Origin of the sequence: Brytella acorum (assembly GCF_029309905.1) — a bacterium.
Taxonomy (GTDB): Bacteria; Pseudomonadota; Alphaproteobacteria; order Acetobacterales; family Acetobacteraceae; genus Brytella; species Brytella acorum.
The window spans coordinates 39,198-51,128 of record NZ_JARBJP010000012.1 but is presented as its reverse complement, the minus strand read 5'-3'; the positions used below and the strand labels follow the sequence as shown (position 1 = coordinate 51,128).

10 protein-coding genes and 1 pseudogene are annotated in these 11,931 nt (G+C 63.7%); 4 read left to right on the top strand and 7 right to left on the bottom strand.

The window, feature by feature from the left end; translation table 11 throughout:
* The 3 genes and pseudogenes from PWM43_RS13750 to PWM43_RS13740 form a co-directional block, all read right to left on the bottom strand.
* Positions 1-490, bottom strand: a 490-nt coding sequence (locus PWM43_RS13750) for an IS5 family transposase (protein ID WP_289843095.1), incomplete at its 3' end; no start/stop codon positions are given.
* 60 nt (positions 491-550) lie between these two features.
* Positions 551-2,035, bottom strand: a pseudogene (traG, locus tag PWM43_RS13745) (IncP-type conjugal transfer protein TraG); the annotation flags it as partial.
* Between the two features lie 117 nt (positions 2,036-2,152).
* Positions 2,153-2,443 carry a DNA -binding domain-containing protein gene (locus tag PWM43_RS13740; protein ID WP_289843094.1) on the bottom strand — a complete coding sequence of 97 codons (291 nt, stop codon included), beginning with the start codon at positions 2,441-2,443 and terminating at the stop codon, positions 2,153-2,155.
* Positions 2,444-2,547: 104 nt separating this feature from the next.
* Between PWM43_RS13740 and PWM43_RS13735 the strand changes: the two genes are divergently transcribed.
* A complete protein-coding gene (locus PWM43_RS13735) occupies positions 2,548-2,787 on the top strand; it encodes a helix-turn-helix domain-containing protein (RefSeq protein WP_289843093.1) in 240 nt (79 codons plus the stop codon).
* Positions 2,788-2,810: 23 nt separating this feature from the next.
* On the opposite strand, the gene PWM43_RS13730 is transcribed toward PWM43_RS13735, so the two are convergent.
* The 4 genes from PWM43_RS13730 to PWM43_RS13715 are packed head-to-tail and all read right to left on the bottom strand — an operon-like array spanning position 2,811 to position 6,015.
* Positions 2,811-3,152: a type II toxin-antitoxin system RelE/ParE family toxin gene (locus PWM43_RS13730; protein ID WP_289843092.1), complete on the bottom strand. Its 342-nt coding sequence runs from the start codon at positions 3,150-3,152 to the stop codon at positions 2,811-2,813.
* 5 nt (positions 3,153-3,157) lie between these two features.
* Positions 3,158-3,427, bottom strand: a complete 270-nt coding sequence (locus PWM43_RS13725) for a ribbon-helix-helix domain-containing protein (RefSeq protein ID WP_289843091.1) — start codon at positions 3,425-3,427, stop codon at positions 3,158-3,160.
* A gap of 18 nt (positions 3,428-3,445) precedes the next feature.
* Positions 3,446-4,963 (bottom strand): DUF3363 domain-containing protein, encoded by a 1,518-nt coding sequence (locus PWM43_RS13720; protein WP_394356091.1) that lies wholly within the window; start codon positions 4,961-4,963, stop codon positions 3,446-3,448.
* Positions 4,960-6,015, bottom strand: a complete 1,056-nt coding sequence (locus tag PWM43_RS13715) for an ATP-dependent helicase (protein WP_289843089.1) — start codon at positions 6,013-6,015, stop codon at positions 4,960-4,962. Before PWM43_RS13715 ends, PWM43_RS13720 begins: the two co-directional genes overlap by 4 nt.
* A 165-nt stretch (positions 6,016-6,180) precedes the next feature.
* Between PWM43_RS13715 and PWM43_RS13710 the strand changes: the two genes are divergently transcribed.
* From PWM43_RS13710 to PWM43_RS13700, 3 genes are all read left to right on the top strand, one after another.
* Positions 6,181-6,975: an ImuA family protein gene (locus PWM43_RS13710; RefSeq protein ID WP_289843088.1), complete on the top strand. Its 795-nt coding sequence runs from the start codon at positions 6,181-6,183 to the stop codon at positions 6,973-6,975.
* The gene (locus PWM43_RS13705; RefSeq protein ID WP_456304637.1) at positions 6,899-8,431 is read left to right on the top strand and encodes a DUF6504 family protein; all 1,533 of its coding nucleotides are present in this window, start codon (positions 6,899-6,901) and stop codon (positions 8,429-8,431) included. The genes PWM43_RS13710 and PWM43_RS13705 overlap by 77 nt, the downstream gene beginning before the upstream one ends.
* A 124-nt stretch (positions 8,432-8,555) precedes the next feature.
* Complete coding sequence (locus PWM43_RS13700; RefSeq protein ID WP_289843086.1) at positions 8,556-11,738, top strand: error-prone DNA polymerase; 3,183 nt, start codon at positions 8,556-8,558, stop codon at positions 11,736-11,738.
* Positions 11,739-11,931: the final 193 nt, after the last annotated feature.

Sequence of the window (11,931 nt, the reverse complement as noted above, 5' to 3'; positions counted from 1 at the left end):
CTTCGTCGATCCCGATATGGAGTTTACGCCAGATCCGACGTTTCGAGCCGCCGTGCTTGCGCCTGTGCCATTCGCCTTCTCCCTCTCCCTCTCCTTCTCCCTCTCCCTCGACCTTGATCCCTGTGCTGTCGATCAGAAGATGAAGCGGTCCATCCGAGCCGCGATACGTGATGTCGACCGTCAGGGATTTCTGCCTACGGCTCAGCGTGCTGAAATCCGGGACCGACCAGTCCAGGCCGACCAGATGGAGCAGGCTTTCGACAAAGCCAGTCGCCTGCCTCAGGGCCATGCCAAACAAAACCTTCATCGTCAGACAGGTCTGGATCGCGGGATCACTGTAACTCTGCCGTCGCCCCCTGCGCCCCGTTGGCCGGCCTTCCCAGGTCATCGCCCGATCAAACCACACCGTCAGAGATCCACGCTTCTTCAGCGCCGCGTTATAGGAAGGCCAGTTCGTCGTTCGATAGGTCACAGGGCGCGGCTTGCTCATGCCAACCCGCTACCAGACTGCCCTCACTCCGTGAATCCCGCCGCAGCCATTTGCGCAACAGAGTCGATGCCCGGCATAATTGGTGGAATCCCGCTGCTCCGTTGCCGTGCCTAGGGCATCCGACACCCGTCTGGCAGTGCGCTCGTCATTGGTCGCGAAGCTGACCCGGACTTGGCAATTGTCCAGAATCGAATTGTTCGGCCCGTATGCCTTCTCGATCTGGTTCAGTGACTGGGCGATCAGGAAGGCCCGGATCCGGTACCCCGCCATGAACGCCAGAGCGCTTTCGAAGAAATCCAGTCGCCCGAAAGCCGGAAATTCATCAAGCATGAGAAGCAGGTTGCGCCGGGTGGCCGCCACCTCCAGATCTTCTGTCAGTCGGCGGCCAATCTGGTTGAGCATCAGTCGGATCAGCGGTTTGGTGCGGCTGATGTCCGAGGGCGGCACGACGAAATAAAGCGAGACCGGCTGTACCGAGGACACGAGATCCTCAATCCGCCAGTCACATCTTCTGGTAACCGTGGCCACCACCGGGTCACGATAGAGCCCGAGAAACGACATGGCGGTGGAGAGCACGCCGGAGCGTTCATTGTCCGATTTATTGAGTAGTTCCCGCGCGGCGGAGGCCACGACGGGATGTGGCCCTCTTTCCCCCAGATGGTTTGTCCGCATCATGGCGGACAGGGTCGTCTCGATCGACCGCTTCGGGTCGGAGAGGAATTTCGCCACACCGGCGAGAGTCTTGTCGGCTTCGGCATAAAGCACATGCAGGATCGCGCCGACCAGCAGGGCGTGCGAGGTTTTCTCCCAGTGGTTGCGCCGTTCCAGAGCACCATCCGGATCGACCAGGATATCGGCGATGTTCTGCACGTCGCGGACTTCATATTCCCCCGGACGGACCTCCAGCAGCGGATTGTAGGCGGCCGATGCCGGGTTGGTCGGGTCGAACAGCAGCACGCGCCCGAAGGTCGCGCGAAACCCCGCCGTCAACTGCCAGTTCTCACCCTTGATGTCGTGGATGATGGCAGAGCCTAGCCAGGTCAGCAGAGTCGGAATAACCAACCCTACCCCCTTGCCGGAACGAGTAGGCGCGAAGCACAACACGTGCTCCGGCCCGTCATGTCGGAGATAGGCCCGGCGGTATTTGCCCAGAACGACCCCGTTGTCGCCCAGCAAGCCGGCCGCACGGATATCGCGCAGGACCGCCCAGCGGGCCGAACCATAGGTTTCGACCCGACGCCTTGCCCGCGCCCGCCAGATCGACAGAGCGAACGCCACGGTGACGGCGAGAACAACGCCCGCGACGCCAATCCGCGCGCCCTGCACGAAGATGCCGGGCGCGTAGGCATCGAACTCATACCACCACCAGAAGAACAGCGGCGGCGCATAGATGGGCCAGCGGTGGGCCAGCATGAACCAGGGCGCCCCAAGCTCAGGTTGAAATCCCAGACGCCAGGCCGCCCACTCGGTCGCGGCCCACCAGAACAGCAGCATGATCGCGAAGACCAGGATCACCTGGCCCCAGGCCACACGGGACGCGGACATGAACACCTCCGTGACAGGATGATCCGTCCGTCAGGAGGAATAACCACGCGCGGGGCAAGACAATTCAGCAGCCGTGCGGCAATCGGCGGTCTTTGTGTAGGAAATCGGATGGAGCGTTCAATGCGGCGTCTTTCCGCCGGGAATGGTCAGGAGCTGGCGGTAACCGGTGTCGCGCATCCAGCGCGCCCGCGCCATATGCGAGTCCCAGCATCGGCGCGCGCCATCCCTGTCAATTGCCGGATCACGACCGAGCACGATCCGCACCACCTCCCGCCAGTCGGCACCGGCTTCCTCGGCGTCAAGAAGGCGGAGATAGGTGACATGATGGAGATGGTCATACGCCGTCAGCAGCGGACAGTCGGGCGCCTCATCGGATGGAGCGGCTCCGTTATCGGGTTGGGACGTCATGATCCTGCCCTTTCCTTCAGCTCCGCAGATCATATCCTGAAATGGGATAATCCCGATACGGGATTATTGGGACGGTTCCTCAGTTTCAACCGGAACCGCACCCTATGCCGAAATCGCTGCGCTCTCCGCGACAGCACCGTCTCATGGAACTGCTGATCGCAGCAAGGCGCGGCAAAGGCCTGACCCAGGCCACGCTGGCGGAGCGGCTCGGCAAACCCCAGTCCTACGTCGCGAAATACGAGACCGGCGAGCGCCGGATCGACGTGATCGAATTCCTCGACATCACAACCGCCATCGGACTCGATGCCGCTGACATTTTTGCCAGTCTTATGGAAAATCACTGAATCAGTTCAGCCTCATTCAGGCGCTATTCCGAACTATCGTCCCCATCAGGATCTCGCAGCCACCCCGGAATATCCTGATGGGCGTGCAGAACACGCCAGACATCCAGATGGTCCTCACGCTCGACATAGAAAACCACGAACGGCCAGTTCCGAAGAGTGAGCGCACGAAGCCCCGGAAGATCGAGTTCATACCCGCAACGCGGCGAGCCGATGCCGGGATATTGCCCGATCAGGGTCATCCCCTCTTCGAGCGCACCGACAAACCGGTCGGCCACAACACTTCCGGCTTTCCCGACATAATCGTCAATGATCCGATCGATATCCCGCTCGGCCTGCTCGCGCAGTACCGCGCGTCTGGTCGTCACGATGATCAGGCGCCGCGCGCACGCGACCGCAGGCGTTCGAAATATGCGGCATCCGCCGTGGAGCCTGCTGGGGATCGACCACCCTCAAGCAACATACCACGCAGACGCTGCCTGTCCTGGTCCTTGCGGATCAGCTCGCGCACGTACTCGCTGCTGGTGCCAAAGCCACGGCCGGCAACCTGCTGGTCAACGAAGCTTTTCAGGGCTTCTGGCAGAGAGATGTTCATGGTGCTCATGGAGGCAGAATACTCGCGCATGGCAAAAATTGGCAACATGATTCATGCCTGCCCACGTCATAATCCCAGCCCCCGCTGCCGTCCCAACTGCCAGTCCATGGCGCCTGCGCGCATGATACCGGCAATCTCCTGCCCGATCCGGTTCTCGATGACAGGCTTCCAGGGCACCAGCACGAACTCATGGGTATTTTCGACCAGCGCGTAGGTTCCACTAGCCAGCCTGACCTTCTCCTTCAGCGTGCCGCACATTCTCTCCCCGTCCGCCATCACGCGGTACGACGTGCCGCGTGATGCTCCCAATTCCTGGCCGATACGGTCCAGTTCCCGCCGTTCCAACGCCGCCAGCAGGCTCTTGCGGTAGCGGACGTGCCCCTCCCTGTCGCGCCAGGCGTCGCCCCGTTCGACCAGCACGTCCTGACGCTGCTTCCGGGCCTCGGTCACTTCATAACCGAACCCGGCATCGACCACATTCGACCTGCCGCGCGACATCAGCCCCCGGTCCAGCCATGTCGCACCATCCGCTGTGATCTGGGCCTCGAGATCGAGGCTGGACAGGACGCGCACGGACATCTGTTTCGCGCGGCTCATATCATACGCCGCAGCCCGCTCCAGATAGTCGCCGGGGATCTGCCATCTCCCATCCTCAATCCGCTCGATAATGCCGGCGCGCCGCAGGGCCTCCAGGCGACGCACATGGGAGGCGACATACGCGTCGGCATCGCCTCCGGGAATGCGCGGCATGGACCGCGCATTCGCAAGATGTGTGTCCTCGCGATAGACACCGTCACGGCCCGCGACCGACACGATTTCCCTGTCGGCGGGACGGGGGACTGCGACCTCCGGGCCGACCGCGACAATGCTCCCGTTTCGCACCCCTTCGAGGGAAACCGGATCGATCCCGGCGACATGATGGGTGCGCCCGTCCACGCCATCAATGACCACGCCAATTTTTTCGCCCAGTTCGTCGGAGAGATGGCGGTCAAGGATCCGCCCCTCCACCGTGTCGCGCGACGCCGGACCATGAAAGACGAACAGGCCGGGATCGGGTGCGCGGCCCTGCTCGTGCATCGCCCGGTTCATGGCGCGGATAATATCCCCCCGCTCGCCAAGGTCGCGCAGCATTTTCTCCGTCTCCGGCGCGAGCGTCCACACACCGGGCTCGGCCTGGCTGGCGAGGCCCATCCGTTCCAGCTTCGCAAGCCGCCGTTGGCGCAGGACATGATCGCCGCCCTGGTCGCCCCGCATGTCGATCGGACCATCTTCCGCCAACGCCAGCAACTGCCGGTCGATCCGAGTGAAGCGGTCCTGCCCGACCATGTTCTCCAGCTTGCGACGTTGCTCCAGCACTGTTTCCGGACCCAACTCCAGCGTCACCAGTTCGGTCGCCCGTTCCCGCACCCCCTGAGTGATGTAATCACTGGCGATGACCAGATCCTCCCCATGGTCGTCATGGCCATGGATGACGATATGGACGTGAGGATGACCGGTGTTGAAATGATTGACTGCTACCCAGTCGAGCTTCGTGCCGAGATCCGCCTCCATCTGCATCATCAGGTCACGCGTGAAGGCGGTCAGATCCTGTATCTGCTCAGCATCCTCCGGCGAGACGATAAAACGGAACTGATGCCGGTCGTCCTGCCCCCGTTCGAGAAAGGCGTCGCCGTCGGCACGATCGGCCTGGTGGAACGATAGTTCCGGTCCAGCGTGACGATGCGCGCGGGCGGATCGAAGTGACCTGGGAAATCGAGGATGTTGCGCACCGTCGCGGCCCGGAAGGCGTAGATGCTCTGCGCGTCGTCGCCCACCACTGTCAGTCCCCGACCGTCGGGCTTCATCGCGAACAGGATATCGGCCTGAAGCCGGTTGGTATCCTGATACTCGTCCACGAGGATATGGTCCCACTTGCCGCCGATGTCTGCGGCCAACACGGGTTCGGCGACCATCTGCGCCCAGGCCAGCAGCAGGTCGTCGTAATCCAGCACGCCCTGCGCCTGCTTCGCCGCGACATAGCCGGCGAAAAGCTGCCTGAGTTGCGCCTCCCATCCCGCGCACCACGGATAATGCTTCATCAGCACATCGCCGAGCGGGACGCCGGAGTTCACGACACGGGAGTAGATCGCCAGACACGTCCCCTTGGCCGGGAAGCGCTTCTCCGTCTTCGAGAAGCCGAGATCGTGGCGGACCAGGTTCATCAGATCGGCGGAATCCTCCCGGTCATGGGTCGAGAAGGCCCAGTCCATGCCGATCTGCTCGGCATACTCCCGCAAGAGACGCGCGCCGATGGAATGGAACGTCCCGGCCCAGGCCAGGGCGTCGGCCAAGGGACCGGCTTTGTCGCCGAAGACGGTGCGGCAGATGCGCTCCACCCGCCGGGTCATCTCGGTGCTCGCGCGGCGCGAGAAGGTCAGCAGCAGGATGCGACTGGGATCGGCGCCGGTGGCGATCAGATGGGCGACCCGGTGCGCGAGCGTGTTGGTCTTGCCCGATCCCGCGCCGGCGATGACCAGCAGCGGGGGTGAGCCGCCTGCGTCAGCCGCGACTCCGGCGCCATGCGTGACGGCCGCGCGCTGGGCGGGATTGAGGCGGGCGAGATAATCGTCAGCGGGTTTGGCAGCAACGGAATTCATCGGATTCAAAACCTTGCGCCGTCCTCTCGATCCGTTCGAAGCGTTCTTCCGCCGACAGGGTCGCGAGCGGGAATCGAATATGCCTTGACTCTTTCCGCATTTCCAGAACAAAACATGAACATATAATCCCAAGCGACGGCCGCAGGAGCCGGACGGACTTCTGACATGACACCCACAGAGGACAGAAAGCCAGCACGTAAAAAACCGGCCGTCGAGGCGCTCCGGGCCACGATCGCCCGGCTGGAAGGGCACAGGGACCGCAAGCGCGCTGTCCTGCCGTTCGGGATGCACGAGATCGATGGAAAGCTGCCGGGCGGCGGGCTGACACTTGGCGCGCTGCATGAGGTGGCCGGGGGCGGCAACGACGCGCTCAACGCAGCGGCCGCCGCGCTGTTCGCCGCCGGGATCGCGGCGCGGACGAAGGGCAAGGTGCTCTGGATCGTCACGCGTCAGGATCTGTTCGCGCCCGCGCTCGACCAGGCCGGTCTGGCGACACGGCGCGTCATCCATGCCGAGGCGGGATCGGAGACCGACGCGCTGGCGTGCTTCGAGGAAGGGTTGCGGCATGGCGGGCTTGGCGCCGTGGTGGCCGAGGTTGGTCGGTTGACGATGACCGCTTCGCGCCGGTTGCAGATCGCCGCCGAGAGGACGGGCACGATCGGTCTCGCGATCCGTCGCTGGCGCCGCCAGACCGAGGCGGCGGATTTCGGACAACCCACGGCCAGCACCACACGCTGGCGGATCTCGGTCCTGCCCTCCGCGCCGCTGCCCGTTCCCGGCGTGGAGCGGTCCCGGTGGCTGCTGGAACTGCTGCGTGCGCGCTCGGGGGAGTGCGCGGATTTCGAGGTGGAGGGATGCGATGCGAAAGGAAGGCTCTGCCCGGCTGGTGTCGCTTTACCTCCCGCTCTGGCCGACGGAGCGGCTGCGCAGGAAGCTGGGCGATTCCGCGCCACCGCCTGACGCACCGCTGGCGCTCGCTGGACGGGAGGGCAACCGCCGTGTCGTGCTGTCCGCCGATCTCCCGGCCCGCAAGGCGGGGTTGAAACCCGGCACGCCGGTCGCCAAGGCCCGTGCGCTCTTCCCCGATCTGACGGTGATGGACGCCGATCCGGACGGCGACAGTGAGGGGCTGGAAAGCCTGGCGGTGTGGTTTCAGCAGCGGGTCGCGCCCATCGTCGCGGTGGATTCCTCTTCGTCTTCCGGGCAGGCGGACGGTCTCGTGTTGGAGACGACGGGCGCTGACCATCTCCATGGCGGTGAAGCCGCGATGCTTGACGCCACCGTCCGGCGCCTGGCGGAATCCGGCTTCACGGCCAAGGCCGCGATCGCAGATACATGGGGGGCTGCGCACGCTCTCGCCCGATACGGGCGCGGGCGGGTTATCGTCGTGCCGGAAGGCGGGATCGCCGACGCGCTGGCCGATCTGCCGATCGAGGCGCTACGACTACCCTCCTCCATCACGGAAGAGCTGTGGACCCTCGGCATCTCGAGGATCGGGAAGCTGGAGACGATGCCACGCGGCCCGCTGACCTTGCGGTTCGGGCCGGAGCTGGAACGTCGGCTGGATCAGGCTTACGGGCGAATGGCTGAGCCGATCCAGGCCGCCCGCCCGGTCAATCCGGTGTCCGCTATGCACAACTTCGCCGAACCGATCGCGGCCGCGGAGACCATCGCGCGCTATATTGGCAAGCTGGTTCCTGTGCTGTGCGAAGGGCTGGAGGCGCGGGGCGACGGGGTGCGGCAGCTCGATCTTCTGCTACATCGCTTGGACAGTGCCGTGCAGGCAATCCGCGTCGCCACGGCCCGTCCTGTGCTGGACGCGAAACACCTCACGCGCCTGCTCTACAAGAAGATCGAGACGATCGATCCCGGCTTCGGCATCGAGCGCATAGAACTGGTCGCCGCCCTTGCCGAGCCGATGGAGGCGCGGCAGCGCGTCTCCGCCCTGATCGCGGAGGAAGAGGCCGACATTTCCGGCCTGATCGACACCCTCGCCAATCGTGTCGGAAGCGACGCGCTCTATCGCTTCGCCGCCGTCGAGAGCGACCTTCCCGAACGGTCGGTCCGTCGTGTTCCGGCACTGGCCCCCGATGATGGAAACTCATGGCCTGTGCAATGGCCGCGCCCGACACGATTGCTCGGCCGCCCGGAGCCAGTGCGGGCGATGGCGGAACTGCCGGACCAGCCGCCGGTCTACTTCATCTGGCGCGGCGTCCGTCATTGCGTGAAGTGCGCTGACGGGCCGGAGCGCGTCTTCGGAGAATGGTGGAAAGGCGATGCCGAGCTGACCATCGCGCGGGATTATTTCCGCGTCGAGGATACCGCTGGGGAGCGGTTCTGGTTGTTCCGCGAAGGCGACGGCGAGCATGGCGAGACCGGCTCGCAGGGCTGGTTTTTACATGGAATTTTCGGGTGATATTCTTTTTTGAAAAAAAGCACCAAAAAACTTCTTCAATTTTTCGGAGATCTCCTAACAGAAAAATATCTTATATTAATAAAAGTCTTTTTGCTTCTTTTTCTTCAGAAAAAGAAGGCACCCGATGACCCCGCATTACGCCGAGCTTCAGGTCACGAGCTACTTCTCGTTCCTGCGGGGCGCATCGTCGCCGATCGAACTGTTCGAGCAGGCGAAGCGCCTCGGCATAACGGCGCTGGGGATCACCGACCGGAACACGCTGGCCGGGATGGTGCAGGCGCATATCGCGGCAAAGGAAACCGGCGTGCGGCTGGTCGTGGGCTGCCGCCTAGAACTTTCGGATTTCCCGCCGGTGCTGGTCTACCCGACCGACCGCGCGGCCTATGGGCGACTCTGCCGGATGCTATCGATCGGCAAGGCACGGGCCGGAAAGGGGAAGTGCTTGCTGCGATGGGAGGATCTGGCGGCATGGGGCGACGGGCTTATCGTCATTCTCGTACCGGACGTCGCCGATGAGGACTGCGCCGCACATCTCCGCTCGCTGCGCGAAACCTTCGGCGACCGGGCCTACATAGCTCTGATCCTGCGCCGCCGCCCGAACGATCAGATGCGGCTCTACGAACTGGCGAACCTCGCCCACGCGCAACGCGTGAAGACCGTCGTGACGAACGACGTGCTGTTCCACACGCACGACCGGCGCATCCTTCAGGATGTCGTCACCTGCATCCGCCACGGTACCACCATCGACCGGGCCGGGTTCGCACGCGAGCGTCATGCCGACCGCTATTTCAAGCCGCCCGAGGAGATGGCACGGCTGTTCTCACGCTATCCCGAGGCGATCGACCGAAGCATGGAGATCGTCGAACGCTGCACCTTCAGCCTCGACGATCTGGCCTATCAGTATCCCGATGAAATCACGGTTCCGGGCCGCACGCCGCAGGAGGAACTGGAAGGTCTCACCTGGGAAAGCGCGCGCTACTTCTATGCTGACGGCATTCCCGAAGACGTGGCCGAAATTCTCCGCCACGAGCTGGCTCTGATCGGACGCATGAACTACGCGCCCTATTTCCTCACGGTCCATTCCATCGTCCGCGAAGCGAAGCGCCGCGATATTCTTTGTCAGGGGCGCGGCTCGGCGGCCAATTCGGCCGTCTGCTTCGTGCTCGGCATCACCGCCATCGATCCGTCGCGCACCACGCTTCTGTTCGAGCGGTTCATCTCCGAGGAGCGCGGCGAACCGCCGGATATCGACGTGGATTTCGAGCACGCGCGCCGCGAGGAGATCATCCAGTGGGTCTATGACCATTACGGGCGCGACCGGGCCGCGCTGACCGCCGTCGTCACCCGCTACCGCGCCAAGGGCGCGCTCCGTGACGTCGGCAAGGTCATGGGCCTGCCCGAAGATCTGATTTCTCAGCTCTCCAAGCAGATCTGGGGTTGGTCGAGCCAAATGGACGACGACACGCTGGCGTCCTCGGGCGTCGACCTGACGGACCGGAGCATACGCCTGACGCTCGATCTGGCCCGCTGCCTGATCGGCGTGCCGCGCCATCTGTCGCAGCATCCCGGCGGGTTCGTGCTCACGCGCGACCGGCTGGACGAGCTGGTGCCGATCGAACCGGCGGCGATGGAGAAACGCCAGACCATCGAATGGGACAAGGACGACATTGACGCCCTCAAATTCATGAAGGTCGATGTGCTGGCGCTGGGCATGCTGACCTGCATGAAGAAGGGGCTCGATCTGCTGGCGGAGCATAAGGGCCAGCATTTCACGCTCCAGACCATCCCGGCCGAAGACCCGCGCACCTACGCCATGATCCGCAAGGCCGACACGATCGGCGTCTTCCAGATCGAGAGCCGCGCGCAGATGTCCATGCTCCCGCGCCTGAAACCGAGAACCTTCTACGATCTGGTGATCGAAGTCGCGATTGTGAGACCCGGTCCCATCCAGGGCGATATGGTTCACCCCTTCCTGCGCCGCCGGGAGGGGCTGGAAGGTCCAGACTATCCGACGCCGGAGCTGGAAGAGGTGCTCAAACGCACACTAGGTGTGCCACTGTTCCAGGAACAGGTTATGCAGGTGGCGATGGTCTGCGCGGGCTTCACGGCCGCCGAGGCGGACCAGCTTCGCCGCGCCATGGCGACCTTCAAGAACACCGGCACGATCTCGCGCTTTCAGGAACGGCTGGTCGAAGGAATGCGTGAGCGGAACTATCCGGAAGAATTCGCCCAGCGCATTTTCCAGCAGCTTGAGGGTTTCGCATCCTATGGCTTTCCTGAGAGCCATGCGGCGTCTTTCGCGATCCTCGCCTATTCCTCGTCCTGGCTGAAATGTCGCCACCCGGACGTCTTCCTGGCGTCACTGCTTAATTCCCAGCCGATGGGCTTCTATGCCCCGGCCCAACTCGTGCGTGACGCACAGGCGCATGGGGTGGAAGTCCGGCCAATCTGCGTGAACCGCTCACGCTGGGAGGCGACGCTGGAAGGGCCGGAGAGAACGGACGGACTGTTTGCCGTGCGGCTGGGAACGAACCTCGTGAAGGGGCTGGCCAATGACGCCGCCGCCCGGATCGTCGCCGCACGAACCGGCGCGCGCGGCGACCGGCCCTTCGCCTCGATCGACGATCTCTGGCGCCGAGCCGGCGTGAAAGTGGCTGCGCTGACCTGCTTGGCTGACGCCGATGCCTTCCAGCCTGCTTTCGGGCTGGCGCGGCGCGACGCGCTCTGGGCGATCAAGGCGCTGCGTGACGAACCGCTCCCGCTCTTTGCGGCGGCCGAGATCATGCGCGAAGCCGAGGAACCGGACGTGCTGCTCCAGCCGATGCGCGCAGGCGCGGAGGTGGCGCGAGACTATAATCGCGTCGGCCTGACCCTGCGCGACCACCCCATCTCCTTTCTGCGCGAAGATCTGCGGCGTGAAGGCATCCTGTCCGGCCGGGATGCCGTAACCTCGAAGGACGGCAAGCGCCTGACGGCCGCCGGGATCGTGCTGGTCCGCCAGCGTCCCGGCTCGTCGAAAGGCGTGATTTTCCTGACGCTGGAGGACGAGACCGCAACGCTGAACGTCATCGTCTGGCCGGACGTATTCGAAAAATACCGCCCCGTCGTCATGTCCGCCGCGATGCTGGCTGTGAAAGGGCGGCTTCAGAAGGAAGGCGAGGTCGTCCATCTCATCGCGCTGGAGATCATGGACCGATCGGCCCTGCTCGCCGATGTCGGGAACCGATCCGGCCGGGATGCTTTCCACGACGAAAACGGCGATCCTTCTGGCGACCTCATCGCCGTCCGGTCGCGCGATTTCCATTGAGCAAAGAGGGCACGCGGAAGGCTTCACGCCATCGTGAACGGGCCTTTACGGGGCCGGTTTACGCTGCGCTTTCACTCCCGATTGCATCCTATGTGCATCCTGCGGAGGAATGGAGTAAGCGATGAGCCTCTTGAGAGGCCATCTAACTAATTGGTTTTATTTGGAAATTTTAGTTGCGGGGACAGGATTGCTT

Bases quoted from the DNA above. Each gene is read 5' to 3' on its own strand.
- PWM43_RS13725 (WP_289843091.1), bottom strand. From the start codon at position 3,427: ATGTTGCCAATTTTTGCCATGCGCGAGTATTCTGCCTCCATGAGCACC.
- PWM43_RS13735 (WP_289843093.1), top strand. From the start codon at position 2,548: ATGCCGAAATCGCTGCGCTCTCCGCGACAGCACCGTCTCATGGAACTG.
- PWM43_RS13740 (WP_289843094.1), bottom strand. From the start codon at position 2,443: ATGACGTCCCAACCCGATAACGGAGCCGCTCCATCCGATGAGGCGCCC.
- PWM43_RS13715 (WP_289843089.1), bottom strand. From the start codon at position 6,015: ATGAATTCCGTTGCTGCCAAACCCGCTGACGATTATCTCGCCCGCCTC.
- PWM43_RS13710 (WP_289843088.1), top strand. From the start codon at position 6,181: ATGACACCCACAGAGGACAGAAAGCCAGCACGTAAAAAACCGGCCGTC.
- PWM43_RS13700 (WP_289843086.1), top strand. From the start codon at position 8,556: ATGACCCCGCATTACGCCGAGCTTCAGGTCACGAGCTACTTCTCGTTC.